Consider the following 24,511-nt stretch of genomic DNA (forward strand, 5'->3'; position numbering starts at 1 on the left):
TTCTTTGATCATTCCGATGATCTGTGCTTCTGTAAAACGGCTCTTTCGCATCTGTTTGCTCCATCAAGAGGTTGAGCAAACTCTACATTAAAGTGCGGGAGATTTCGGGGGGCAGGTCAAGAGGAAAGCCTCATGATCTTTTAAGTTTACGCGGCTCTAGTGAATGCCTGAAAGCACACAAAAACGTGATGTGACCTATCTCTTTCATTCGCAGCCTTCTGGCGCTTAGTCTATCAGACCGTTAGCAAGTTCGACATTTTTCCGCACAGAAAAACAGTTCCAAGCCGCGTCCGACACTGTCGGCGGAGGCCCATCCATTTTGCGGCGTGCACTTTGTATGCGCGCCTTTAGACAAGACCCATTTTCTATAGGAACCCTGTCCACATGGTCACACGAACCTCATCGCAAACCTTCCTGACCCTGGGGTCTGAATTCCTAGTCAATACGGAGACGGTTTCCAGTCAAAGGCAGCCCAGCGTGGCGGCGCTGTCGGGTGGCGGATTCGTCGTGACATGGGAAACAAGAGATCAGGACGGCGATGGTGCTGGAATCTATGGCCAACGCTATGACGCGGATGGGGCTGTGATCGGTCCTGAATTCCTCGTCAATACATATACAGTTGGCGATCAAGCTATCCCAAGCGTGACGGGGCTTAATGCTGGAGGCTTTGTCGTCACATGGCACTCAGCCGGTCTGGACGGGGATTCCTTTGGCATCGGTGGCCAGCGGTATGATGCCGCCGGGAATGCGGTCGGGTCCGAATTCCTGGTCAACACCTATACGAATGACATTCAGGCTCTTCCAAGTGTGACCAATCTCAGCGGTGGCGGCTTTGTCGTTACTTGGATTTCATACGGTCAGGGCCCAAGGGGCAATATCTATGGCCAGAGGTACGATGCGGCTGGGGCTGCCGTTGGATCGGAGTTCCGCGTCAATACTCAAACGGTCGGTGATCAGAATGAACCGAGCGTGGCGGGGCTGCCCGATGGTGGCTTTGTCGTGACATGGCACTCAGCCGGCGGGATCGGGAATACCGAGGGCATCTTTGGCCAGCGCTATGATGCGGCCGGGGTTGCCGTCGGTTCTGAATTCCAGGTCAATACTGAAACCACAGACAACCGGTATTATCCCAGCGTCACGGCCCTTTCGGATGGCGGTTTCGTCGTAACATGGCAATCAGGTGCTCAGGACGGCGATGGTTTTGGGATCTATGGCCAGCGATATGACGCGGCGGGGGGGGCCGTTGGTTCTGAATTTCAGATCAATACCTATACGGCCGATGGTCAGTACCGTCCGAGTGTGGCAGCGCTGTCCGATGGCGGGTTTGTCGTCACGTGGTACTCAGACGGTCAGGATGGGAGCGGCTTTGGCATCTATGGACAGCGTTTCAACGCGGCGGGGGTGGCCATCGGTTCTGAATTTCAGGTCAACACCTATACCGACAACAGTCAGGCGTTTCCGGTCGTGGCGGCGCTGCCTGGTGGCAGCTTCGTCGTCATATGGGAATCGACGGGCCAGGACGGGGATTTCGACGGAGTTTATGGTCAGATTTTCGGCACAAACAGCGTATCGACGGGTACGGTAACCCTCGCGGGGACCGTGAGTGAGGAGGAGACCCTCACGGTAACCCACACCCTCGCCGACGCGGATGGGCTTGGCACCGTCAGCTATCAGTGGCTGCGCGACGGTAGCGTAATCTCTGGTGCCACCGGGGACAGCTACACGCTGAGCCAGGAGGATGTCGGCGCAGAGATTTCGGCACGGGCCTCCTATACTGACGGGCACGGCACGGTCGAGACTGTCACCAGCGACCCCACTGCGACGGTCAGCAATGTAAACGATACCCCCACCGGCACGGTCTCCATTTCCGGCACGGCGACCGAGGATCAGACGCTGACCGCGAGCAATACGCTTGCGGATGAGGATGGTCTCGGTTCTGTCAGCTATCAGTGGCAGCGAGATGGGGTGAATATCTCCGGTGCAACCAGCGCCATCTATACGCTGACGCAGGCGGACGTCGGCGCGCAGATCACCGTGGTTGCCTCTTACGCAGATGACTTTGGTAGGGATGAGAGCGTCACCAGCTCCGCAACCTCCGCCGTGGCGAACGTCAATGATACCCCCACCGGCGCGGTCGCTATTTCCGGTACGGCGAAGACGGGTGAGGCTCTGACCGCGAGCAACACTCTTGCGGATAAGGATGGGCTCGGCGCAATCAGCTATCAGTGGCAGCGGGGCGGCGTGGATATCTCCGGCGCCACCAACAGCAGCTATACTCTCACCCTGGGCGATGTCGGGGCAGCGATCACAGTCGTGGCCCGCTATACTGATGATGAGGGCACCTCTGAAGCCGTTTCCAGTTCTGCCACGACGGCGATCCGCTATGGCGACTTTGAGGTGGACGGAACGCATGAGGATGATGTGGTTCGTGGCCGTTACGGCGACGATCACCTGACCGGCCAGGACGGAGAGGACAGCATCATTGGCGGTCTAGGCCAGGATACCCTGGAAGGGAACTCAGGCTCTGACACACTGCGGGGCTGGAGTGGTGACGACCTGCTGCTCGGAGGAGGCGGCGACGATTTTCTCTACGGTGGCGAAGGGGCGGATACTCTCGACGGAGGTCGGAGGCATGACGCGCTTTTCGGAAGAGCCGGTGACGATAGTCTCATCGGTGGCTGGGGTCAGGATACCCTGAAAGGGAACTCCGGCTCTGACACTCTGAGGGGGTCGCAGGGTAACGATGTACTGTTTGGCGGCAAGGACGACGATCTTCTCTACAGCGGCCAGGGGAGGGATAAACTTGACGGTGGTAGCGGTCATGATGAACTTCTTGGCCGACGCGGCGATGATACCCTGCACGGTGGACGTGGACAGGACACGCTCAAAGGCGGTTCCGGGGATGATCTGCTCACCGGGAGCTTCGGGGCGGACAGGTTTGTATTCGGCCAAAATGTCGGCAACGACACGATCACGGATTTTGATTACGGCTCCGACACCATTGAAATCACCAGGGGGGCAGAGGCCCTGAACGAAATCACGTTTGCCCAATCGGGTGACGACGTCCTGATGACGTTTGCCGAGACGTCTGTGCTGGTGGAAAATATCGCGGTCGATGACCTGAACCTCGCGGAGACTTTCCTCTTCACCTGATCGGACCAGCAGTCCGCTGATGAAGCCTCGCGGCAGCCTCCTATACTGAAGGCTGCCAGTGGGATGCTTGCAGCACACATCAAACCTGCAAGCACGACGTCTCGTGCTGCCAAACCTACCCGCGCGCCCGCGCCCAGTTTGCGAAATGCTCCACTTCGGCAAAGCGCGGATGATCGGCGCGGCTCACTGCCCAGAAGGTTCTGCCGGGCAAGTCCGTATCGGATAGGCGTACCAGCTGCCCGGTTGCCATAGCAGAGGCGGCGAGGGCGCTGGACGCCAGCACCACGCCCTGACCTGCAAGTGCCGAGTCGATAGCATGGATTTCCTCGGAAAAGTACTGTGTAACCTCTGGTGCCTCGCCCGTAAGTCCGGCAGCGCGGCACCAGCGTTGCCAGCTGGGCGCCGCTCCTGCGTCGCCACTCCAGCGGTATTCGATCAGCGGCAGGCGCAGAATACCGGCGTCGTCGTTGACCGGACAGCGGCGCAGCAGGTCAGGTGCGCAGAGCGGGATCAGGCTGTCTTCGAACAGCGGCAACCATTGGCCTCCCGGCTCTGGGTGGAGGGCATAGCGCACCGCAAAATCAACATCGCCGCCGGACAGGTCCACCGGCCGGTTGTCAGCCTCGACCTTCAGGTTCATCCCGGCCTCGCTGCGCAATGCAGGCAGCCGCCGCATGAGCCAGAGACTGGCGAAAGCCACCGTGACGGAAACCGTCAACGGGCGGTCCGTATCCCGCTCGGAAATCCCTGCGATGGTGTCGGCCATTCGGTCGAAACTCTCGCGCAGCACCGGATACAGGGCCTCGCCTTCCGCCGACAGGCGGATCGGGCGCGGATAGCGATGAAAGAGTTTCACCTCGAGGATCTCTTCCAACTGGCGGATCTGGTGGCTGATTGCGGTCGGCGTCAGGTGCAGTTCCGCGGCGGCACGGGCAAAATGCAGGTGTCGGGCAGCGGCTTCAAAGGCGCGGAGTGCGTGGAGCGGAGGCAGGCGCCGCATCGATCTTTTCCTTTCCGTTTGGGGTGCAGCCTGGATGAATTCTATTCATCCAGGCCCTGAGATATTCGCTTTCGCCAGTGGGTTGGCCACTTGGTAGGCATGGCGCGAAGTGGAAAAACTCAGGAGATTTCCCATGCCCACTCTGTTGCGAATTGATGCAAGCGCCCAGCTTGAAGAACGCTCCCTCACGCGTCATCTGACCGGGCTGTTCACGCAAAAATTTCTGGCTCAGGCACCGGAGACGAAAGTGATCACCCGCGATGTCGGCTTGAACCCGATCCCCGCGATCGACCATAAATTCATTCACGCGGCCTTCACCCCGCCCGAAGAGCGCGAGCCGTGGATGAGTGAGCGTCTGGCGCTGTCCGACGAGCTGGTCGATGAGGTGATCGCGGCGGATATCGTCGTCCTCGGCGCGCCGATGTACAACTACGGCATGCCGACCGCCCTGAAAGGCTGGATCGACCATATCGCGCGGATCGGCCGGACCTTCTCCTTTGATCTGGCGCGTGGCGACACCCCGATCGAGCCGATCCTGTCGGGCAAGCGGCTGGTGGTGCTGTCCTCGCGCGGCGAGTTCGGCTTTGCTCCCGGCGGTGTGCGGGCGCATCTCAACGCGCTTGACCCGGCGCTGGCGGCCTGTGCGCATTACTTCGGCGTCGCGCAGGCGGATATCGATACCATCGCGATCGAATATCAGGAGTTCAAGGACGCGCGTCACGAGGCCTCGGTTGAATCGGCAGAGACCCGTACCCGCGAGTTGGCCGCGAAATTGGCCGGTGCAGCGGCAGAGGCCGCCTGAGACATCCGTCTGCGACGGTAAAATCCGAGACAGAAAAATCGGGGGGCGCGGATTTCGATCCGCGCCCCCTGTGTTTTGTGCGACCGAGGTCACTCAGGCGTCCTGATGCAGCAGGACTTCCAGCGCGCTCGGCTGCGCATCCTCGCCATTGATCGGCAGCAGGTCCATCGGGCAGCAGGAAATCACCACCACCGCGTCCATTTCCGCGCGGAACAGCACGTGGTCGCCCTTGTTCGAAACCGGAGCCCGCCATTCCATCGCGCCATCGTCGACGACCGGCGTGTTCATCCAGAGGTTCAGCGGGCAAGGCACCGATGTCGGGCGCAGGCCGATGGCCCCCAGCGCCATGCGCAGGTTGTCGGTGCAATTGTCGTGATAGCCCTCGTGGCCCAGCTGCGCGTAGCGGTGCACATCGCAGGAGGCGACCAGCGTATCGTGCACGCCGGGCGAAGTGTCCTCAACCAGCGTGAGGATCGGGCGGCGGCGGTTGGTCACCAGCGCGTCGCCGGGGCGCGGCGACACGCGCCGTAGCGTCGGGCGCAGGTGCTCCATCGACAGGTATTCGTTGCAGTCGCCCTCGGCAAAGGCCCAGAAATCGCCGATCTGGCTGCCGTCGCGGTTGATGACCGACAGCAGTTCACCCTTTTTCACGCGCATTGCCCGCCCCTGACGGGCTGGAATGGTATAGGTGGTGCCAACGCTGAGGCGACCATCCTCTGCAAGGATCTGATGCGCGCTCGGGTTCTCACCGTCGGGCCGTGCGGCATCAAAGGGGGTGTTGAGGCTATCCATCTTCATTTCTCCATCAGGACAGGATGTGGGTAGGGGGCGGCGGGCTCGCGGTGCGGCTGCCAGGCGCCTTCGGCCTCCTGGCTGGCGGCATAAGCGGCGATCTCTTCCAGCGGAGCGAACCAGACATCGCCGCGCGACAGCACCTCTTCGAGCCAGCGCTCCACCACCCGCCAGCGGGCCAGTCGCCCGGTCAGGAACGGGTGCCAGATGCCGATCCAGAGGCCACCGGCCTCGTATTGCGCTTCGAACTCGTCAAACGAGGCCTCCAGCCCGCGGCGCGGCGACATCACCGGCATCTTGTAGCCGATCTCGTCGAAATGCGCGAAAGGCGGCCAGTCGTCGCTGCCCCAATGCACCGGCAGCTCGTAGAGAGAGCCGGATGCGGTGTCGATCCGGTAGGGGAGATCGTCCGCCATCATCGAGCTTTCATAGGTCAGCCCGTGTTTCACCGCGAGCGACAGCACTTCGGGCGTAACGTTATAGACCGGGGCGCGATAGCCGCGCGGGGTGCTGCCGGTCATCTTCCGGTGCACCTCGAGGGCGCGTTCGAACCAATAGGTCTGTTCCTCGGCGCTCTGTTCGGCGGGGTCTTCGTGCAGATACCCGTGGTGGCCGATCTCATGGCCGCCCGCAAGGATCGCCTCGACCGTCTCGGGGTATTGCTCCATCACCCAGCCGGGCATGAAGAAGGACTGCTTGAGCCCCAGCCGCCGGTAAGTGTCCAGAATGCGCGGCACGCCGGAATTCGGGCCATAGCGGCCCATGCTGATCGGGTAAAGGCGGCGGTGCCCGTCGTCGGGGCGGGCGATGTGGATCAGGCTGTCAGCATCGACGTCAAAGGTGATCGCACAGGCACAGCGGGCGCCGTTCGGCCATTTTATCGGGTTTCGGATCATGTCAGGGTTCCTTTTGCATCAGCAGCGTTTCGACCATTGCGGCGGTGGCGAGCAGAGTGCGGTCGCTGTCCGGCGCGCCGACCAGCTGCAGACCCACCCAGCAGCCCGCGTCCGTCTTGCCGACGGGCAGGGAAATGGCGGGCAGATCCAGCAGGCTGGCGGGCATGGTCAGGCGGAGCGCCGCAGCATTCGTTGCGGCAAAGCTCTCGGGATCTTCCAGCAGCGGCGCCAGATACGGCGCCTCGATCGCAGCGGTCGGCAGAATGTAGACGGCATCGGAGGCCTGCACGGTTTTGCGCAGCGCCTGCGCGCCCTCTTTGACGCGGGCGATCTTCTCGGGGTCCAGATTGGCGGAGGCGCGCAGCCGCGCCGCGACAAAGGGGTCGAGGTGGCGGGCGTTCTCGGTGTCCAGCAGATGCCCGTAGGTCTCGACCGCCTCGACCGCGCCCGGCCAGCCCCCCGCGCGGATCAGCGCCAGCGCCTCGGCGAGCGGCGACTGTCTGACCTGCTCCATGGACACGCCCGCCTGCGCGAGCGCCGCGACCGCCTCTCTGCAGCGCTGAGCGACCGGCGCGGAGACATCGCCCGCGTCGAGCACGTCGCTGAGCACCGCAAGGCCGCTGGCCGCGTCCGGGCGGGCGTTGTCGCCGGACAGGATCGCATCCAGCTCGATGATATCGCTGACCGAGCGGGCAAAGCTGCCAACCGTGTCATAGCTGGGCGCGAGCGGCATCACGTCGCTGATCGGATAGCGGCCGCGCGTAGGGCGAAAGCCCACAACACCCTGAAACGCCGCAGGCACCCGGCAGGAGCCAGCAGTGTCGGTGCCGACAGCGAGGCGGGTGATCCCGCGCGCGACAGAGGCCGCAGCCCCCGAGGAGGAGCCGCCCGGCACCCGCCCGTCGAGAAGCGGAGTGCCGTGATGCGGATTGTAGCCGATGCCGGAGAACGCGAGCTCGGACTGATTGGTCACACCGATGCTGATCAGACCGGCCTTGCTGGCGCGCGCCACCACCTCTGCATCCGCCGCGGCGGGGGCTGAGGGGCGCCAGTGGGCGCAGCCAGCCCGCGCGGTGACGCCCTCGATCGCGATCATGTCCTTCCAAGAAAGGGTGGCCCCATCGAGGGGGCCTAATTTCTCTGTGCGATCATCGCTTTGACGGGCTTCGGCGCGGGCGCGCTCTGGTAGGAGAGAGAGGAAAACCTCCCCCTCCTGTCCGGCCCTTTTCAGAGCCTCCATGGTATTGTCGAGAACAGAACTCATGCGGCCCTCACCTTGGCGCCTGCTTCCGATTGCTGCGCGCTCTCCAGAATAAAGCCGTCGCAGGGGTGCCAGGAGGCATAGACCCGCGCCCCGGTGCTTGCGTCCAGCTGCTCGAGCTCGCGCTGCTGGACTTGCGCCACAAGGCTGTGGCCAGATGCGGTTTCGAGATGCAGATTGACGACCGCACCGGCGAATTCCTCTGACACCAGCGTGCAGGCGATTTCGTTCTCGCCCCAGCCGGGGTTGACGGTCACAGAGATCCTGTCCGCCCGTACAGCCAGATCGGCGCTGTCGCCTTGTGTCAGCCCGCTGCTGTCGGCAAGCTGGACCTTGCCGTCGCGTGTTTCCAGGAAGCGTTTGCCGTCCTCCTTGCCGGAAATCCGTCCCTCCAGCAGGCTGATCCCGCCGACGAACTGCGCGACGAACTTGCTGCGTGGGCGCAGGAAGATGTCCTGCGGGCTGCCGATCTGCTCCACCCGGCCGCCGTTCATGATCACCACGCGGTCCGCGAGCGAGAAGGCTTCAGAGTGGCTGTGGGTGACATAGACGAATGTGATGCCAAGCTCGCGCTGCAGTTTTTTCAACTCGCCCTGCATCTTGATCGCCATATGAGCGTCCAGCGCCGAAAGCGGTTCGTCCAGCAGCAGCACTTTCGGTTCCAGAACGAGGCTGCGGGCCAGGGCCACGCGCTGACGCTGGCCGCCCGACATCCGGGCGACATTGCGGTCGGCGTAGCTGGAAATGCCCAGCCGCTCCAGCCAGTCGTCGGCGCGGCGGCGGCGCTCGGAGCGGGACACGCCGCGCATCTTCAGACCGAACTCGACGTTTTCACGCACGGTCATGAACGGAAACAGCGCGAGGCTCTGCCAGACCAGCGGGGTTTCCCGCTCCCAGACCGGCAGCTGGTCGATCCGGGTGCCCGCGAGCGTGATCTCGCCCCGGTTTGCGGTTTCCAGACCGGCGAGCATGCGCAGGGTCGTGGTCTTGCCACAGCCCGACGGCCCCATGATCGCGATGAACTCGCCTTGGGCAATATCCAGAGAAAACTCTTCGACGGCGACGAAGCTGCCGTAAGTCTTGGCCAGCCCGTCCAATTTCAGATGCGTATTGGTCATTATGTCTCCTCCTTAGACATCGCGCCGCCGCTCTGGCTCAGGACCACGGCAAGCGCGATCAGAACCAGGGTCAGCGTTACGGAAAAACTCATTGTGCCGATCACGTGGATGGTCGGGTCGACCTGCCCCTGCAGGGTGTTGAGAACCGCAACGGGGATGGTCTGGTTCAAACCGCCCGTGAACCAGGAGATCACATATTCGTCGAACGACACGGCAAAGGTGATGAGGAAGGCGGCGAGGATCGCAGGCGCCATATGCGGCAGCACGATGCGGATGAGCGCGGAAGATGGCTGCGCGCCGAGGTTCTGCGCCGCGATTTCCAGCGTGTCATCCAGCTGCGCGAGCCGCAACCGGCAGACCGCCATCGCAAAGGGTGAGGCGATCACCACATGGGCGGCGATCACCGCCGTCAGCGTGCCGGCGATGCCGATGCGGGAGAAAAAGGCCAGCATCGCGAGGCCGAGGATCACCAGCGGCACCGTCGGCGGCAGCAGGGCCAGCGCCAGCACCGCCTTCTGGCCGAAGAACCGGAAGCGGTAGTCCGCATAGGCGGCGGCAAATCCCAGCGCGGTGGCGATCAGCGCGGTAAGCCCGGCAACCGTCAGACTGTTCCACAGGGCCTCGAGCATCGCACGGTCGGTCAGGACCTGCGCATACCACTGGGTGCTGAAGCCGGACATATTCAGGCTCGGGAAACGGTCGGCGCTGAAGGAGAACAGGACGGCCGAGACGATCGGTGCATAAAGCAGCACGAAGACCATTGCGAGTCCGGCAATCCAGAAGGCTTTCGGCAAGGCATGTTTCAGATGCGGGGGCATGTCTTATCCTTTCTCGCGATACGCCCAGAGGACGGTTACGAAGGCGGTGACCAGCAGGCTGGCGATCATCAGCAGCGACACCACGGCGGCGCGGGGCCATTGCTGACCGGCACGCACAAGGTCGGTCACGAGGATCGGCAGGGTCTGGAAAGAACCACCGCCGAGATAGGCCGCGCTGACGAATTCCGCATAGGACAGCAGGAAGGCGAACAGCAGCCCGAGGGTCAGGCCGGGGCGGGCTGCGGGCAGGATCACCCGGAACAGGATCGCTCCGGGACGCGCGCCGAGGTTCGCGGCCGCGGAAATCTCGACCCGGTCCACATTCGCCAGCGCGATGGTCTGCAGGATCAGCACCACCGGCAGCGCCAGCGTCGCATGGCCGAGGAACAGCGCGAAATAGGTGTTGAGAAGGCTTTCCCCCTCACCGCCAAACGCCTGAAGGATGGAGGAGATCACACCGCCTTCGGCGAGGAACACCTGCCAGGAATAGATGCGAACGAGGTAGCTGGTGAAAAACGGCGCAATCGCCAGCCCCAGCAGCACCAGCCGCTGGCGCGGCGCGGCGACAAAGGCCATCGCATAAGACGCGGGAAAGGCCAGCAGCGAAATCGCGGCCGCGCTTGCAAGCGAGAGCCCGTAGCTGCGCCAGAAGCTGGCCCAGAGGAAATCGAGGCTCAGAACGTAACGCCAGGCCGCGAGCGAGGCGTCGGGGGTCAGCCGGTAATTAACCACGGACCAGAAGGAAATCGCCACCAGCAAGCCAAGCGGCACCGCGAAGAACAGCAGCAGCCAGGCAGGAAGCGGCAGCACCCAGAGGGCCTGCCAGGCGCGAAGATAAAGGGTTTGGAACCGGCGCGTCGGGGCGCGGGCCGGGAGTGCTGGGGATGTCATGTCGGTATCTCCGATAGGGCTGCGGCCCCGGCTGTGACGCCGGGACCGGACCTGCATCAGGCGTTTTTGTAACGCGTCCAGGCGTCGTTCCACACTTCAAGCGATTGCTGCACCGGCAGTTCGCGCAGACGGATTCGCCCGGCGCGGATCTCATCCAGCGCGTTCGGCCCGTTCAGCACCATGTTCTGGCGCTTCGCCTCGCCCGGCAGCTCGTCGTTCAGCCGTGCCCAGCCCGAGCGCGTCGGGATCATCGCGGGATAAGCCTTGAGCGTCGCGGTTTTCACCTGCCCTTCGGGCGACATCATGTATTGGATGAAGGTGCGTGCCAGATCCTGGTTTTTGGAGCCAACGCCGATCGACAGCGACTCGGTCCATTGCAGGCCACCTTCCTCGGGGATGGTGGTGGTGACATCGGCGCCATCGCGGGCCAGCACGCCGGTGATCCAGTCACCGATGCCGGGGATCGCGGCGACCTCGCCGGAGCGCAGCGCCGACAGCATGCCGCCGTAGTCATAGAAACCGCGCACCTGAGGCCGGAGCGTCATCAGCGTATCGGTCAGCTCGTTCCACTGCTGGTCACCCAGATCGAACGGCGCTTCGTTACCATTCAGCAGGCTCAGCGCCCCCAGGTTGGGCAGGTGCCAGTCGAAATGGCCGATGCGCCCTTCGTGCTGCGCGTCCCACATGCTGCGATAGCTGCGGGCGTCCGCCTCGCTCATCGCGGCGCGGTTATGGGACAGACCGAGGTAACCGAAGCGCAGGAAGACCGCATAGGGGTGACCGTCGAACCAGTGACCGCGGAAGTTCTGGAACTCCGGGAAGAAGTCGTCAAACGGGTAGTCCTCAGGATCCAGCCGTTCGATAAAGCCCGCCTGCTGCAGCTGCACCACATATTCCGCGTCCGCCAGGATCACGTCATAGGTGCCGGTGGGAGATTGGGCGATCTGCGCCAGCATCTGGTCGCCGCCGACATATTCCTTGGCGCGGATGCGGACATTGTGGGCTTCTTCGAATGCGCCGATTACATCGGGGTCGGCATGGCCGGCCCAGGTGAGCATCGTAAGATCGCGGCGACCCTGCGCGCGCAGAATGCTCGGGCTGGTGAGCACGGTCGCAGCCGCAAGCCCCCCCTTGATCAACTGGCGTCGTGTGGTGATAATGTTGCGTGTCATTTTAGCCTCCCTTTATCACTCCACAAGCTTCAGAAAGAGGGGGCCGAAAAACAAATGACCTTTCATCAGCCCATGCTGAGATATTTTTTGCGCAAGCGGGAGGCGATATGCGTAAGCTACCGCCACTAAACGCAATTCGCGCTTTTGAGGCCGTGGCCCGGAGGCTCAGCTTCGCCGATGCGGGCGAGGAGCTTGGCGTGACTGCAACCGCGATTAGCCACCAAATTAGGCATTTGGAAGCGTATCTCGGTTTCCAGCTGGTTGAGCGCCGCCCCCGCCAGATCGCCCTTACCCCCGCCGGGCAGGAGCTGTTCCCAAAGCTGCAGATGGCTTTCGATACCCTGGGCGAGGCCTTTGCGATGCTCGACAAGGATGTCGAACAACTGCTGGTCCGGGTTACCACCACCTATGCCTTTGCGGAACGCTGGCTGCTGCCGCGTCTGGGCGCGTTTTTCGAGGCGCACAGCGACATCAGGGTCGAGGTGGAGACCAACGACGACGTGCTGGATCTGCGATCCGACCGGCTGGACCTCGCGATCCGATACGGCCCGCAAGACCCCGCAAGCGAGGAGTCGGAGGTGTTGATCTGTGATCGCTACCTCCCCGTCAGCCTGGCCGGGTGCTCTGACACGTGTTTGCAGGACAGCCGGCTGCTGGGCTTTCGCTGGCGCAATCCCGACATGGGCGGTCCGACCTGGGAAGACTGGTTCAAGGAGGCCGGGGAACCATTCCCGCCGGAGCGCATGACCCGTTTCAGTGACGAAAGCGCGGCATTCAACGCGCTGGACCAGGGACTGGGGCTGCTTCTGTCGAGCAGCGCGCTGGTCGAAGAAGGCCTGAGTTCAGGCCGCTACCGGCAAATCCCCGGTCCAGAACTGCGCGGATTTTCCTATTGCCTCGTACTCAACCCGCTGTCGCGCAACAAACACGGCGTCAAGATCTTCGCCGAATGGCTCAGGCAAGCCGCTGAACAGGCGTGAGACCAAACATCTGGCCGCAATCCGCCACCTATTAATGGCTGGTGCTATCCGAGATCGATCAACGTGATCGGCAAGCACATCATTTCTGGTGAAGCCTCGACACGCTCTATCAGACCTCGCACAGGCCCCAGTGTCTCCTTTGCAGTATTGCAGGTCCGCACCCACAGACTTGTTTGTCCTGCTATTTTTTTCCTATGCGGAGTGCCTCGATCTCTGATGCCAGGCTTCGGGCAAGGGCTTCGATTTCCCGCTCGTCCGTTCCCTGATGATGCTCGAGGCGCAAGACATTTACGTAGGCCTGAAAACGGCGGGCGAGGGTAGAGCAATCGCTATCAGCAGGGATCTCCCCGCGTGCTCGCGCGGCTTCGAACATCTGCCGGAACTCGTCCCGCATCAGGGTCAGGTAGACCTCAGATTGGGCCGCGATGGCCGGTTCGGTGGAGCGTGTCGCAACGATGGTCTTGACCAGCATACAAGCTTGTCGGGCGGCATCCTCCTCGGGCAGGGCTGCAAAACCATGCAGGTAATCTGCCATCCCCTGCAACGGTGAAGAGGCCTTGGCGATCCGCTCCCGGAACAGCGCCCGGAACCGGTCAGTATAGCGCTCCATGGCAAGGAGATAGAGGTTCTCCTTGCTCTTGAAGGCGGCATAGATGCTGCCGGGTTTCATCGACAGCGCCGCTTCGAGATCCTTGAGAGAGGTCGCGTGATACCCCCGTTCCCAAAACAACGACATCGCGGCGTCCAGGGTCGCGTCTCGGTCATAGGGGGCAGCACGCGCCATAATCAGGCCTCTTGTTTTGCCAGGTGGTCCAGAATGCGCGAGTAGTTTTCAACGCCTTGTGCACCGGTGACAAGATGCTGACGGTCAAACACCATGGCAGGCACTCCGCGCACGCCCTGTTGCAGCCAGAACCCTTCGCGTTCGCGGACTGTGGTAGCGAAACGTTCATCCTGCAGCACGGCCCGCGCCTCTGCCCGGTCGAGCCCGATTTCGCCTGCGACATCGGCCAGAACCTCGGGAACCGACATATTGCGGCCATCGGTGAAGTGAGCGGTGAAAAACGCCATTTTCAGGTCGTGCCCGCGCCCCTGTTCCTCCGCCCAATGCAGCAACTGATGCGCGGCGAAGGTGTTGTGCATGCGGGTGTCTTCGGAAAAGGCGAAGCTAAAGCCAAGGTCATTGCCAAGCTCCGTCATCTGAGCCCGGGCCTGTTCCGATTGCTCAGGCGTGGAGCCGTATTTTTCGATGATATGTTCGCGCATGTTCTGCCCTTCGGCAGGCATCTCGGGGTTCAGCTCGAAGGGATGCCAGTGGATCTCGTGGTCTGTTCCGGTCTCTTTCAGCGCCTGTGCCAGCTGACTGAAGCCGATAATGCACCACGGGCACATCACGTCTGAAATGATATCGATGCGAAGGGGCTGATCCGTCATGTTGCGTCTTTCGTGTTTGTGCGTGTTGTTGGCCAGGGGCAGAGCGCCCCTGGCGCATAGTGCATGGATGATCAGAACCGCAAGTCAGGTTTTCACGCCAAAGATCGGCCGGGGCCATAGCTAAGGCACGGACAAGCCGCGTGTCACCCTGTGCGGTATGTCCGGGGAGATCGCATCCCGACCGCCCCGGACAGTGTCATCAGGCGGCCTTTTCGTCAGCGGACCATGCGAATTTCTCGAACACGCTGTCGACCGGAGTTTCGGCCAGGTGGTTGGTATAGTTCGACATGATTTTCTGGCTGTAGCCAAGGACGACTTCGAGGATCTGACGCTTGGTGAAGCCCGCATCGAGGAAAGCCTGAACCTCTTCCGGGCTCAGGACACCGCGCTGACGTACGACCTGCAGAGTGAAGGTCCGCAGGGCTTCGAGATGGGCATTGGGCAGCGGCGTGCCGTTGCGCAGCGCGTCGGTGATCGCATCATCGACGCTCATGCTCTTGGCGATCCCGGTATGGGCCGGAACGCAGTAGTGGCATTCGTTTTCGACATTCACGGTCTGCCAGACAACCGTCAGCTCATCTGCGTCGAAACTGGAGTTGGAGAATAGTTCATGCACGCGCTGGTAGGCTTCCAGCAGGCCGGGCGCTTCGGCCATGACGGCGTGCAGGCCAGGGATAAAGCCGAATGCTGCCTTGGAGTTGGCGAGCATGGGCTTGGCGTCTGCGGGGGCGGTTTCTTCGGTGTGCAGCTGGAAGTTGGTCATGGTTGGTGCCTTTTGGTTGGATTGGAGACGTCATATCTCTGCGCGGCTGCGATCACCGCGTGGTACCCTATCTAAAGAGTTTGAGTGATCACTCAATGTGGAATTTGAGCAATCACTCAAATGTGACTCGTGAGGCTGCGACTTGGTGAAGAGGTTATCCCCCTGAGGCTCCTTTGGGCGCACAGCTATAACAATTCGGCATATCTGGTTGATTTTCGCGTCTCGGCGAAACGGCGGTAGGTTCGAAGCATCGCCTGCATTGGTGATGCTCAACAATGATCGGTGGCCTGGCCTTGCGTGCCGGACCCAAAAATCGCCGCCGAACCGCTATCAGGGAGATATCCGAGATGAAACCTCAAACCAAGCTGACCGGGATCGGCGCCGCTCTTGCGGTTGCATCGCTCGCAGCAACCGCAGGCCAGGCCGAAATCCAGAGCGTCCAGATGAATGTCCTGGGGTCTGTTTCCTTCTTGTCGTCCTATGAAAACTACGAACAGGCATTCTGGGACAAGCACCTGCCCGAAGCCTCGGGGGGACGGATCACCGCCAATGCCCGCGGCTTTGACCAGATGGGCTTGAAGGGCGGTGAAATCCTGCGCCTGACCGGCCAGGGGGTGGTGGATGTCAGCACCACGGTGCTTGGCTATACTGCGTCGGATGATGCCCGCAACGAGGCCGCCGATCTTGCGGGTCTGGCCCCGACTGTGCACACGGCCCATGCGATCGCCGAAGCCTATGAGCCGGTTCTGGATTCCTATTTTGCGGACAAATACGGCGTGAAGGTCCTGGCCACCTGGCCCTATCCGGCGCAGGTTCTTTACTGCAACAGCGAGATCAAGGACCTCAGCGATCTGTCCGGCAAGAAGGTCCGCACCGGCAATCGCACCCTGTCGGAATTCGTGTCGGCGCTGGGCGGCACCGGGGTAACGATGGCCTTTGCGGATGTGATCCCCGCGCTGCAGACCGGGGTGGTGGACTGCGCCATCACCGGCACCCTGTCGGGCAATTCGGCCAAGTGGTTCGAGGTTTCGACCCATCTTTATGCGCTGCCCGTCGGCTGGAGCACGATGGTCACCACTGCGAATCTTGGCTTCTGGAACCGGCTCAACCCGGAGACCCAGTCCTTTTTGCAAGAGGAGCTGAACACGCTGGAAGCCGACATCTGGAAAGGTGCGGGCGAGGAAACCCAGGTCGGCATCAATTGCAACGTGGGCATTGAACCTTGCGAGGTCGGAACCAAGGCCGACATGACGCTCGTTTCGGTCACCGAGGAAGACTACAAGCTCCTGGAGGAAATTACCCGGGACGTCATCCTGCCGAAATGGGCCGAACGCTGTGGCAAGGAGTGCGTGGACGAGTTCAACCGCACGATCGGTCCGGTCGTCGGGATGACCGTGGAAGTGAACTGAGATGTCGCGTCACGAGACGACAAATACCCAAACTCCAGAGGCGGGAACGTCTCTGGACCGGGTGCTGAAAGGCGCCCGCAGGCTCAGCCGCCTTGCCACCTGGGTTTCCGGCCTTGCGCTGGTCGTGATCTGTTTCCTGGTCATGGTTGAGGTGCTCCTGCGCAAGTTCTTTGGTGTGACCCTTGGCGGTATGAACGAGATCACCGGCTATGTGCTGGCGGTCACGGTCTCCTGGACCCTGTCATTTGCTCTGCTGGAACACGCCCATATCCGCATTGACGTTCTTTACAATATCGCGAACCGGCGTATCCGCGCGCTGCTGGATCTTCTAAGTCTCGGCGCAATGACCGGCTTCATGCTCCTGGTGACCTATTGGGCCGGACAGCTGTTGAAAAACAGCATTGATTTCGGATCGCGTTCCAATTCTGCGCTGCAAGTGCCGCTGTGGCTGCCGCAATCCCTGTGGGTGGCTGGGCTTGTCTTCTTCGTTCTGACGTTGCTGCTCCTGTGTCTGCGCTCGCTCGGATATCTCTGGCGCCGTGATACCGAAGGCATCAGCCGGATTGCAGGTATCAAACCCGTGGATGATGAGGTCGAGGAACACGCCATGCTGACCGACCTCAACCACGCGAGACAAGGATAACGGCTATGCTCGCCACTGCTCTTACCACATTGATCGTCCTGATCCTGCTCAGCCTGCCAGTGGCCGCAGTCATGGGCGTCCTTGGCCTGATCTTGGCCGAAATCTACTCTCCGATGCCCTTGGTGCGTACGCTGGGCGATCTTGCTTGGTCCACAAGTACCAATAATCTTCTGGTCGCCATCCCGATGTTCGTTCTGCTGGGCGAGATTCTGCTGCGCACCGGCGTCTCCTCGCGGATGTATATGGCATTGTCGCAATGGCTGGGCTGGCTTCCCGGGGGGCTGATGCATTCCAATATCGGCACCTCCGCCATGTTCGCAGCAACCTCGGGGTCTTCGGTTGCCACTGCGGCCACGGTCGGCACCGTGGCGCTACCCGAAGTGCCCAACTATGGCTATAACGAACGACTGTTCCTTGGCACGCTGGCCGCCGGCGGGACGCTTGGCATCCTGATCCCGCCTTCGATCAACATGATCATCTACGCGGTGATGACCAATACCTCGCTGCCGAACCTCTATCTCGCCGGGATCCTGCCAGGGTTGTTGCTGGCCGGGCTGTTCATGGCGCTGATCGCGGTGGCTTGTCTCTTGAACCCAAAATGGGGCGGGAAACGCATTGCCACCAGCTGGGGCGCGCGTCTCAGGAGCCTGCCACATCTGCTGCCTCCGGCGGCGATCTTTGCCGTGGTTGTCGGGTCGATCTACGCCGGCTTTGCCACCCCGACCGAGGCGGCGGCACTGGGTGTGATCGCGGCCCTGATCCTGGCGGCGGGTTTTGGTGCGCTATCGCGCCCGGTTCTGCTGACCGCATTCGAAGGCACCATGCGCACCACCGCGATGATCATCCTGATCATCATCGCTGCCTATTTTCTGAATCTTGTGTTTGCGGCAATCGGGCTGGCGGCCGCGATGGAGCATTTCGTCAGCACCCTGGGTCTTGGCCCTTATCAGACGATCCTGGTGATCGCGATCTTCTATATTGTGCTGGGCTGTTTCATGGAGACCCTGTCGATGATGATTGCCACCGTACCGGTCGTTACGCCGATCGTGGTATCGCTGGGGTTCGATCCGGTCTGGTTCGGCATTATCCTGATGCTGCTACTGGAGACTGCGCTGGTGACGCCACCCATCGGCCTGAACTTGTTCGTGGTGCAAAGCACCCGTCCCAATGGCGGGTCGATGAATGATGTGATGTCCGGGACCCTGCCGTTCGTGGGGATGCTGCTGGTGATGATTGGTCTGGTCGTTGCCTTCCCGCAGATCGCATTGTGGCTGCCGGACATGATGAACTGATCAGACGCCGCGTCTTACAGGAAGGATAGTTTCATGGATGCCATCGCAATCCTCGCCGATCACGTCATCGCAACTCGCTATGATGAATTGTCCGAACAAACCCGCGCGGCGGCGCGGCGGCTGATCCTGGACACGGTCGGCGTCGGGCTTGGCGGCAGCACCGGGCAGTGGACCAGCGATCTTTTCGCATCGAGCGCCGGGTGGGGGCAGGGCGCAGATGCGCATGTCTTTGGCCGGGAGGGGCGCTTCCCTGCAGGTCTGGCGGCGCTCTATAACGCTTACTGCATTCACAATTCAGAGTTCGACTGCCTGCACGAGGATGCCGTGGTGCATGCGCTGACGGCCGTGTTGCCCGCAGCCCTTGCCGTCGCCGAGGCGCGCGGCGGCGTCAGCGGACGCGCCTTGATTGAGGCTGTGGTGGCGGGCGTCGATGTCGCTGCAACCCTGGGGCTGGCGGGCACGGCCCCGATGAAATTTTTCCGGCCCGCCGTCCTGGGCGGTTTCGGCGCGGTGGCGGCGGCGGGAAAGATCGCAGATCTGGACCGTGCCCAGTTGATCAACGCCTTTGGTGCACAATATGCGCAATCCTGCGGATCAATGCAGGCCCATGAAGAGGGCACCATGCTGCTTGCCCTGCAGATCGGTTTTAATGCGCGCGCTGCGGTCGAATCCGTCGATCTGGCCCGCGCCGGTCTTCTGGCTACGCAGGATACTCTGGAAGGACGTTTCGGTTATTTCAACCTCTTCGAGGATGGTGCCGACCTGCCCACGGCCCTTGCGGCCATGACAGGCATCCGCCGGATCGAGGACGTGGTCGAAAAGCCTTTTCCAACCGGTCGGGCCACCCATGGCGCGATCGAGGCGGTGTTGCGTTTGTTGCGGCGCCGTGCTTGCAGCGAGGAAGATCTGCACCGCGTGACCGTCACCGTATCGCCGGTGGCCCATTCTCTGGTAGGGCGTCCGGTCGGGCCGGAGATGCCTGCGAATTACGCACGCCTTTGCCTCTCATATTGCGTTGCGCGTTGTCTTCTGGCGGGTGATGTGGCAGGCGCGCATTTCTCATCGCAGGCCCTGCGCGATCCGCAGGTCCTGGCCTTGGCTGCGCGGATCGAAGTGGACACCTTTGACATGGCAGAGCCAAGTGCCTTTGGCCCCAGCCGTGTCTCTATCACCTATGCAGATGGCACCCGGGCTGAGGAAACCATTGGCCAGGCGCTGGGCCATCCGTCGAACCCGGTTTCGGAAGGGCAACGTTCTGACAAGTTTCGTGCCAATTGCCGCGCGGCCCTGCAGCCGCTTGAGGAGGCGCGGATTGTGGCGCTGGAAGACCGTATTGCAGATCTCGACAGGCTTCAGGACGTGCGGCAGTTGATGGAGCTGGCGTGCCCGGCGACCTAGCGCGGTCAATCGGCCTGCCGCTTTGACAGGATGCCCTGCCATTCGCCGCTGGCGGCCATATCATGCACGATATCACCGCAGAGCTGGGCGACGATGCGCATCGACGCCCGCACCGGGTGGTGCGTGGTCGTGGCCAGAACCAATGTCCGACGCAGATGTATGGGATCGATCTGAGTGGCGACTATGCGTCCCTCCGCGATCTCCCGCTGTACCGCGTTGAAGGGCAGAATGGTGGCGACATTGCCGGTTTCCACCATGCGCACGATGGTCATCAGCGAGTCCACCTCGTGTTCCACGGTCAACGAGCCGCCCATATCGTTGCAGACTTGGTCAAGCAGCGCGCGCAGGCCGTGGCGGCGGCTGGGCAGCACCATCGGGTAATCCTTTAGGTCCGTGATCTGGATCGGCGTCTCTGGCGGGGCGGTCGTGTCTCCGCGTTGCAGCAGGTAGAGGCTCTCATGCAGCAGCTCATCAGCGATATAATGCTTGGTCCGCGGTGCCTTGTAGAACAGGGCGACATCGATATGGCCGGTGGTCAGAAGTTCGCTCACATCACCGCTGAAGGCCTCGACGATGCGCAGATCGACGCCCGGGTGTTCACGCCGCAGGGTGTCGAGCAGGCGCGGCAGCAGGATGTGGCTTTCCGTCGGTGGCACGCCAAGCGTGACCTTGCCTTCTATAACGCCTTTCAAGGCACGGACATCGTGCTCCATCTCTCCGATATCCGCCAGAATCTTGCGCACGCGGCCATCAAAGACACGGCCCGCGCTGGTCAGTTTCATACCGCGCCCGGTACGATGGAACAGGGGCACGCCCAGTTCCTCTTCCAGAAGTCTCAGCTGACGGCTGATCGCAGGTTGCGCCACCGACAGTTTGACGGCGGCGCGTGACACGCTTGCCTCGTCCGCAAGCGCGACAAAATAATGTAATTGGCGCATTTCCATGGAAAAAAGTCCGGCGGTTCGTGATGGTCCGTTGCGATCTGTCGGCCGGACTGATGCCCGGGGCAGGCATAGTTTAAAACAGAAAGATCACGGAACAAAACGAAACCGCCGGACTGGGGGGATCAGCCGTTCACCAGATCCAGAAGGCCGCGCGCACTGGGCAATGTGTCGAGCGACCAGATGCTATCGAGCACCTTGCGGGTCTGTGCGTCGGACAGGATCCCCGAGACGCAATCCATGAATTTGCCTTCCAGTTCCTCATCGGACAGCGGGTTGTCCGGCCCGCCGCGATAGCGGTCGTCCGAGAAGCGTTGAATGGTCTTGCCCGATTTCGTCACCACCTCAATCCGCGACAGGATCTTTTCGTGCCCCATCGCCGCGATATCGGGATCGAACTGCGTCTCGACGCGCTGCTGCATAGCCTGGCACTCCGGGCTCTGCACGAAGGCATCGGTGAATTCAGCCTTGCCTGCCCGACCGGTCAGGATGATCGCCGACAGCAGGAAGGCCATGCAGAATTTGCCTTCCAGTTCGGTCTGGGCAATGCGGAAGCGGATCGGATGCAGGATGTTGTTTGAAGCAAAGAGCGTGACGCTTTCGATATCCTCTGGGGACAGCGCGTGCTCTTCCATCAGCGCCTTCATGGTATCCATCGACGGATGGGTCAGAACTCCGCAGGGATAGGGTTTGATGCTGACGCCCGGTTCGCTCAGCGAGAACGGGTTGCCAAAGCGACCCATCACAAGGTCCGGCTCGCCGCCGCGCCCTGCCACCGACAGATAGCCCCATTTGCCATCGAGCGCCTCACCGTTGAAGGTAAAGCCTTCCTGCGCCAGCAGCGCGCTGGTGACGCCGTTCTCCGACGAGCGTCCTACGTGCATCGGTTTGCCCATGCTGCCAAAGTTGGCGCGGATCCCCGCAGCCATCGAGGCCGCGCCGCCCAGGGCCTGCGCGGTACGATCACCATCCAGGCCGATCATCCGCGCTGCCGCAGCCGCCGACCCGAAGGTGCCGATTGTGCCGCTGGTGTGGAAGCCGAGGTTATAGTGGTCGGGATTGATCGCCTCGGCGATCTTGCACTCGACCTCGACCCCGGCAACAAAACTGGTGATCAGGTCCTTGCCACTGACCTTAGGATTGGTTTCGGCCAGCGCCAGGGCGGCGGCCAGCGGCGGCACGGTCGGATGGGTCAGCAAGCCATAGGGCCGGTTTGGACCTTCGGCGACCTGGGTGTCGTCCCAATCCATCGCATGCCCGGCCAGCCCGTTCCAGAAGGCCGCCTGCTGCGCCGAAAGCTGCAGATCCGGATTGCCGACAGGTCGGGCCACCGGTCGCGCTCCGGCCTTGCGCAGGTAACGGTCGGCGACCTGCAGAGCTTCCTGCTCGGTGCCTGCCAGCATGACGCCAAGCCCGTCGATGATGCAGCGTTTGGCGGTATGCAGCGTTTCTGCGGGAATATCCTCATAGGCGAGGCTGGCGGCGAAACCTGCGGCCTCGGCCGTCAGGCTGTCCTGTTTGGTCATTGCGTCTTTCATTGGGGGGCTCCTTTCCAGGCCTTGATCAGATCGGCGCTGTCGCAGACCAGTCCAAAGCGGGCATTGGCGGTTTTGAGGGTTGCTTCGTGCAGTTCCTGATTCCACGAGGCGCAGCCGTCGCGGGGCAGGGCGGTGTAATGTCCGGTCTCGAATGCATCGCGCAGCGTGCTTTCGACACAAACGTTGGTCGAAACGCCGGTTGGCACTACCGACCGGATCCCCCGGGCGCGCAGCACGGTGTCCAGATTGGTGCCCTTGAAGGCGCTGTAGCGGTGCTTGTGGATCACCGGCTCTCCCGGTTTCGGGGCCAGTTGCGGGATGAACTCAGCACCTTCGCTGCCTTCCATCGCGATCCGGTCCGAGGCATAGGTGGCGCGCCTGCGCTGGGCCAGCCAGGGCGCGGTATCGCTGCGGTGCCGCTCCAGCGTCCAGAACCCGACATGGCAAACCAGAACACCTGCCGCGCGGGCTGCGCTCAGCAGGTCTTGCAAGGTGGGAATGATGGCCCGCGCGGCATCCAGCGGTCGCCCGGCCTGGCTGGTGGCATAGCCGTCGAGACAGAAATCCTTCTGCATGTCGATGATCAGCAGCGCAGTATGATGCGGTGCGAAGCGCGCGGCGAAATCGTCCAGAATTTCGGGCTCATCTCGGTTCATCGGGCTGCCTCCTCTGTGTACCAGTCGGCAATCTGCGATCCGGTCATGAAGGTGACGTCGTCTCGGGCCTGCAGCAGGTCGATCATCTGCACCAGATAGGGGAAGCGGTGGGGCACGCCGATCAGATGCGGGTGCAGACCTATCCCAAGCACCCGCGCCCCTTCGGGTTCCTCGGGGCTGTCGAAACAGGCCAGCGTCGCCTGCAGTCGCTTCAGCATTTCGGCAGAGCTGTGTTTTTCCACAGCGTAGACAACCGAGTCGTTGATCTCCAGCGTGTAGGGCATGGCAATCAGCGGGGTCGGCATGGCCTGCATCCGCTGCGGTACGTCATCAACGTTCCAATCGCAGAGGTATTCCACACCATGGGCCGAGAGGATGTCCGGGGTGTCCGTGGTTTCCCGCAGTCCCGGGCTCAGCCAGCCGCGCACGGGGCGTCCGGTGAACTGCTCAAGCTTGTGCAATGTGCTGCGGATGACATCCGTTTCGCTGCTGCCGCCCTGCAGACTGGTCTGATGCATGCCGTGACCGATGAATTCCCAGCCCGCATCGCGGATCGCTTCGGCGCAATCGAGGTAGGCGTCGATGACGGTCGCGTTGACGCTGGCGGACACCGGCAACCCGCGCGATGTCAGCAATGACAGAAGGCGCGCCATCCCGGCCCGCATGCCGTAATCCGCCCAGCAGAAATTCGGCACGTCCGGGACCTGCTCCCGCCCATGCGGTGCGGTCAGCACCTTGCGCGGCATATCCTGATCAAACGGCCAGTATTCGACGTTTACCACCAGGTTGACGATCAGGCGTTTGCCGCCCGGCCCCTGCAAAGGGGGTTGCTGATGCGCCAGCCGGTAGGGAATGCGGGGATTGGCCTGAAGCGCGCTGGAAAGCGCCCCAGGCGGTGACAAGACGTCGTCCATGTTCCATCCTGAATTTATTCGACGATTGCGTCGGAGTTTTCCGGTAACCCGCGCGTGATGCGGATCCTGCGGCAGCTTTGAAAAGATGCCGTCATCAGAATGTCAGCAGGGGGTCACAGGTACCAATCCCATTGGGTGCAAGCGGTTATAACAAAACGCGATGGCAGCTTGCCGGAGCTGGTGAGTATGGCCGCGAACCGGTCCGACAACCGCAGCGCCCCGGCCTTAACGGGGCCGGGGCGCTGCGCATCCGAGTGTGGTTTTTTGGGTATTGGCTTTGTGTCTTATTCCAGTTCGATGAGGAGGTCCTTTGCATCGATCTGGCCGCCGGGCTGGATGTGCACGGCCTTGACCACCGCGTCGCGTTCGGCGTGCAGGCCGGTTTCCATCTTCATCGCTTCGATGGTCAGCAGCATGTCGCCCTCATGCAGCTGCTGGCCAACCTGTACCGCGACCGAGGCGACGACGCCGGGCATCGGCGCGCCGATGTGGTCGGGGTTGCCCGCTTCGGCCTTGGGGCGGGCAGCGGTGGTGGATTTCACCAGACGGTTCGGCACCCGGATCACCCGCGGCTGGCCGTTGAGTTCGAAGAACACCTTCACCTCGCCGTTCTCATCGGTCTCGCCGATGGCCTGCAGGC

Annotated in this window: 23 protein-coding genes; 7 read left to right on the forward strand and 16 right to left on the reverse strand. The window is 62.1% G+C overall.

Annotation, left to right across the window (positions count from 1 at the left end; all coding sequences use genetic code 11):
• Positions 1-384 precede the first annotated feature (384 nt).
• A complete protein-coding gene (locus SM766_RS20540) occupies positions 385-3,153 on the forward strand; it encodes a hypothetical protein (RefSeq protein WP_368948920.1) in 2,769 nt (922 codons plus the stop codon).
• Positions 3,154-3,268: 115 nt separating this feature from the next.
• On the opposite strand, the gene SM766_RS20545 is transcribed toward SM766_RS20540, so the two are convergent.
• Positions 3,269-4,153, reverse strand: a complete 885-nt coding sequence (locus SM766_RS20545) for a LysR substrate-binding domain-containing protein (RefSeq protein WP_368948921.1) — start codon at positions 4,151-4,153, stop codon at positions 3,269-3,271.
• Positions 4,154-4,286: 133 nt separating this feature from the next.
• On the opposite strand from SM766_RS20545, the gene SM766_RS20550 reads away from it, so the two are divergent.
• A complete protein-coding gene (locus SM766_RS20550; RefSeq protein WP_368948922.1) occupies positions 4,287-4,955 on the forward strand; it encodes an FMN-dependent NADH-azoreductase in 669 nt (222 codons plus the stop codon).
• A gap of 93 nt (positions 4,956-5,048) precedes the next feature.
• Here SM766_RS20550 and SM766_RS20555 read toward each other — a convergent pair whose 3' ends face one another.
• From SM766_RS20555 to SM766_RS20585, 7 genes are read right to left on the reverse strand one after another with little or no spacing between them, the layout of a single operon-like run.
• The gene (locus tag SM766_RS20555) at positions 5,049-5,747 is read right to left on the reverse strand and encodes a DUF1989 domain-containing protein (RefSeq protein ID WP_368948924.1); all 699 of its coding nucleotides are present in this window, start codon (positions 5,745-5,747) and stop codon (positions 5,049-5,051) included.
• Positions 5,748-5,749: 2 nt separating this feature from the next.
• Positions 5,750-6,643 carry a polysaccharide deacetylase family protein gene (locus SM766_RS20560; RefSeq protein WP_274866846.1) on the reverse strand — a complete coding sequence of 298 codons (894 nt, stop codon included), beginning with the start codon at positions 6,641-6,643 and terminating at the stop codon, positions 5,750-5,752.
• Between the two features lies 1 nt (position 6,644).
• Complete coding sequence (locus SM766_RS20565) at positions 6,645-7,907, reverse strand: amidase family protein (protein ID WP_368948925.1); 1,263 nt, start codon at positions 7,905-7,907, stop codon at positions 6,645-6,647.
• Positions 7,904-9,022, reverse strand: a complete 1,119-nt coding sequence (locus tag SM766_RS20570) for an ABC transporter ATP-binding protein (RefSeq protein WP_368948926.1) — start codon at positions 9,020-9,022, stop codon at positions 7,904-7,906. The genes SM766_RS20565 and SM766_RS20570 overlap by 4 nt, the downstream gene beginning before the upstream one ends.
• Positions 9,022-9,840, reverse strand: a complete 819-nt coding sequence (locus SM766_RS20575) for an ABC transporter permease (protein WP_368948927.1) — start codon at positions 9,838-9,840, stop codon at positions 9,022-9,024. The genes SM766_RS20570 and SM766_RS20575 overlap by 1 nt, the downstream gene beginning before the upstream one ends.
• A gap of 3 nt (positions 9,841-9,843) precedes the next feature.
• A complete protein-coding gene (locus SM766_RS20580; protein ID WP_368948928.1) occupies positions 9,844-10,731 on the reverse strand; it encodes an ABC transporter permease in 888 nt (295 codons plus the stop codon).
• Positions 10,732-10,787: 56 nt separating this feature from the next.
• Positions 10,788-11,903: a polyamine ABC transporter substrate-binding protein gene (locus SM766_RS20585; protein WP_368948929.1), complete on the reverse strand. Its 1,116-nt coding sequence runs from the start codon at positions 11,901-11,903 to the stop codon at positions 10,788-10,790.
• A 107-nt stretch (positions 11,904-12,010) separates the two neighbouring features.
• Here SM766_RS20585 and SM766_RS20590 point away from each other — a divergent pair, with 107 nt between their 5' ends.
• Positions 12,011-12,883, forward strand: coding sequence for a LysR substrate-binding domain-containing protein (locus SM766_RS20590; RefSeq protein ID WP_368948930.1), 873 nt, complete (start codon positions 12,011-12,013; stop codon positions 12,881-12,883).
• Positions 12,884-13,064: 181 nt separating this feature from the next.
• On the opposite strand, the gene SM766_RS20595 is transcribed toward SM766_RS20590, so the two are convergent.
• The 3 genes from SM766_RS20595 to SM766_RS20605 all read right to left on the reverse strand — a co-directional run bounded on the left by SM766_RS20595 (position 13,065) and on the right by SM766_RS20605 (position 15,080).
• Positions 13,065-13,667 carry a TetR/AcrR family transcriptional regulator gene (locus SM766_RS20595; RefSeq protein WP_274838804.1) on the reverse strand — a complete coding sequence of 201 codons (603 nt, stop codon included), beginning with the start codon at positions 13,665-13,667 and terminating at the stop codon, positions 13,065-13,067.
• A 2-nt stretch (positions 13,668-13,669) separates the two neighbouring features.
• Positions 13,670-14,317 carry a DsbA family oxidoreductase gene (locus SM766_RS20600; RefSeq protein ID WP_368948931.1) on the reverse strand — a complete coding sequence of 216 codons (648 nt, stop codon included), beginning with the start codon at positions 14,315-14,317 and terminating at the stop codon, positions 13,670-13,672.
• 199 nt (positions 14,318-14,516) lie between these two features.
• Positions 14,517-15,080: a carboxymuconolactone decarboxylase family protein gene (locus tag SM766_RS20605; protein WP_065271402.1), complete on the reverse strand. Its 564-nt coding sequence runs from the start codon at positions 15,078-15,080 to the stop codon at positions 14,517-14,519.
• Between the two features lie 347 nt (positions 15,081-15,427).
• Here SM766_RS20605 and SM766_RS20610 point away from each other — a divergent pair, with 347 nt between their 5' ends.
• Genes SM766_RS20610 through SM766_RS20625 form a run of 4 tightly spaced genes read left to right on the forward strand, consistent with a single transcriptional unit; the run spans position 15,428 to position 19,822 of the window.
• Positions 15,428-16,489, forward strand: a complete 1,062-nt coding sequence (locus SM766_RS20610; protein ID WP_368948932.1) for a TRAP transporter substrate-binding protein — start codon at positions 15,428-15,430, stop codon at positions 16,487-16,489.
• Between the two features lies 1 nt (position 16,490).
• A complete protein-coding gene (locus tag SM766_RS20615) occupies positions 16,491-17,132 on the forward strand; it encodes a TRAP transporter small permease subunit (RefSeq protein ID WP_368948934.1) in 642 nt (213 codons plus the stop codon).
• A gap of 5 nt (positions 17,133-17,137) precedes the next feature.
• Positions 17,138-18,424 (forward strand): TRAP transporter large permease, encoded by a 1,287-nt coding sequence (locus SM766_RS20620; protein ID WP_065271399.1) that lies wholly within the window; start codon positions 17,138-17,140, stop codon positions 18,422-18,424.
• A gap of 33 nt (positions 18,425-18,457) precedes the next feature.
• Entirely contained in the window at positions 18,458-19,822 is a 1,365-nt protein-coding gene (locus SM766_RS20625) for an MmgE/PrpD family protein (protein WP_368948935.1), read from the forward strand.
• 5 nt (positions 19,823-19,827) lie between these two features.
• Here SM766_RS20625 and SM766_RS20630 read toward each other — a convergent pair whose 3' ends face one another.
• The 5 genes from SM766_RS20630 to SM766_RS20650 form a co-directional block, all read right to left on the reverse strand.
• Entirely contained in the window at positions 19,828-20,766 is a 939-nt protein-coding gene (locus tag SM766_RS20630; RefSeq protein WP_368948936.1) for a LysR family transcriptional regulator, read from the reverse strand.
• 122 nt (positions 20,767-20,888) lie between these two features.
• Positions 20,889-22,301: an MmgE/PrpD family protein gene (locus SM766_RS20635; protein ID WP_368948937.1), complete on the reverse strand. Its 1,413-nt coding sequence runs from the start codon at positions 22,299-22,301 to the stop codon at positions 20,889-20,891.
• The gene (locus tag SM766_RS20640) at positions 22,298-22,957 is read right to left on the reverse strand and encodes a cysteine hydrolase family protein (protein ID WP_368948938.1); all 660 of its coding nucleotides are present in this window, start codon (positions 22,955-22,957) and stop codon (positions 22,298-22,300) included. Before SM766_RS20640 ends, SM766_RS20635 begins: the two co-directional genes overlap by 4 nt.
• On the reverse strand, positions 22,954-23,871 hold the full coding sequence (locus tag SM766_RS20645) for a polysaccharide deacetylase family protein (protein WP_368948939.1): 918 nt from the start codon (positions 23,869-23,871) through the stop codon (positions 22,954-22,956). Before SM766_RS20645 ends, SM766_RS20640 begins: the two co-directional genes overlap by 4 nt.
• 284 nt (positions 23,872-24,155) lie before the next feature.
• On the reverse strand, positions 24,156-24,511 hold a 356-nt coding region (locus tag SM766_RS20650), incomplete at its 5' end, for a biotin/lipoyl-containing protein (RefSeq protein WP_368948940.1).

It is taken from the genome of Pseudophaeobacter sp. A-200-2 (assembly GCF_041008815.1).
GTDB lineage: Bacteria > Pseudomonadota > Alphaproteobacteria > Rhodobacterales > Rhodobacteraceae > Phycobacter > Phycobacter gallaeciensis_A.

Excerpts from the sequence above, each read along its gene's own strand:
- SM766_RS20645 (WP_368948939.1), bottom strand. The coding sequence starts at position 23,871 with ATGGACGACGTCTTGTCACCGCCTGGGGCGCTTTCCAGCGCGCTTCAG.
- SM766_RS20605 (WP_065271402.1), bottom strand. The coding sequence starts at position 15,080 with ATGACCAACTTCCAGCTGCACACCGAAGAAACCGCCCCCGCAGACGCC.
- SM766_RS20565 (WP_368948925.1), bottom strand. The coding sequence starts at position 7,907 with ATGAGTTCTGTTCTCGACAATACCATGGAGGCTCTGAAAAGGGCCGGA.
- SM766_RS20635 (WP_368948937.1), bottom strand. The coding sequence starts at position 22,301 with ATGAAAGACGCAATGACCAAACAGGACAGCCTGACGGCCGAGGCCGCA.
- SM766_RS20570 (WP_368948926.1), bottom strand. The coding sequence starts at position 9,022 with ATGACCAATACGCATCTGAAATTGGACGGGCTGGCCAAGACTTACGGC.
- SM766_RS20595 (WP_274838804.1), bottom strand. The coding sequence starts at position 13,667 with ATGGCGCGTGCTGCCCCCTATGACCGAGACGCGACCCTGGACGCCGCG.
- SM766_RS20625 (WP_368948935.1), top strand. The coding sequence starts at position 18,458 with ATGGATGCCATCGCAATCCTCGCCGATCACGTCATCGCAACTCGCTAT.
- SM766_RS20640 (WP_368948938.1), bottom strand. The coding sequence starts at position 22,957 with ATGAACCGAGATGAGCCCGAAATTCTGGACGATTTCGCCGCGCGCTTC.
- SM766_RS20585 (WP_368948929.1), bottom strand. The coding sequence starts at position 11,903 with ATGACACGCAACATTATCACCACACGACGCCAGTTGATCAAGGGGGGG.
- SM766_RS20590 (WP_368948930.1), top strand. The coding sequence starts at position 12,011 with ATGCGTAAGCTACCGCCACTAAACGCAATTCGCGCTTTTGAGGCCGTG.
- SM766_RS20545 (WP_368948921.1), bottom strand. The coding sequence starts at position 4,153 with ATGCGGCGCCTGCCTCCGCTCCACGCACTCCGCGCCTTTGAAGCCGCT.
- SM766_RS20615 (WP_368948934.1), top strand. The coding sequence starts at position 16,491 with ATGTCGCGTCACGAGACGACAAATACCCAAACTCCAGAGGCGGGAACG.
- SM766_RS20600 (WP_368948931.1), bottom strand. The coding sequence starts at position 14,317 with ATGACGGATCAGCCCCTTCGCATCGATATCATTTCAGACGTGATGTGC.
- SM766_RS20630 (WP_368948936.1), bottom strand. The coding sequence starts at position 20,766 with ATGGAAATGCGCCAATTACATTATTTTGTCGCGCTTGCGGACGAGGCA.
- SM766_RS20580 (WP_368948928.1), bottom strand. The coding sequence starts at position 10,731 with ATGACATCCCCAGCACTCCCGGCCCGCGCCCCGACGCGCCGGTTCCAA.
- SM766_RS20620 (WP_065271399.1), top strand. The coding sequence starts at position 17,138 with ATGCTCGCCACTGCTCTTACCACATTGATCGTCCTGATCCTGCTCAGC.
- SM766_RS20575 (WP_368948927.1), bottom strand. The coding sequence starts at position 9,840 with ATGCCCCCGCATCTGAAACATGCCTTGCCGAAAGCCTTCTGGATTGCC.
- SM766_RS20560 (WP_274866846.1), bottom strand. The coding sequence starts at position 6,643 with ATGATCCGAAACCCGATAAAATGGCCGAACGGCGCCCGCTGTGCCTGT.
- SM766_RS20550 (WP_368948922.1), top strand. The coding sequence starts at position 4,287 with ATGCCCACTCTGTTGCGAATTGATGCAAGCGCCCAGCTTGAAGAACGC.
- SM766_RS20540 (WP_368948920.1), top strand. The coding sequence starts at position 385 with ATGGTCACACGAACCTCATCGCAAACCTTCCTGACCCTGGGGTCTGAA.
- SM766_RS20555 (WP_368948924.1), bottom strand. The coding sequence starts at position 5,747 with ATGGATAGCCTCAACACCCCCTTTGATGCCGCACGGCCCGACGGTGAG.
- SM766_RS20610 (WP_368948932.1), top strand. The coding sequence starts at position 15,428 with ATGAAACCTCAAACCAAGCTGACCGGGATCGGCGCCGCTCTTGCGGTT.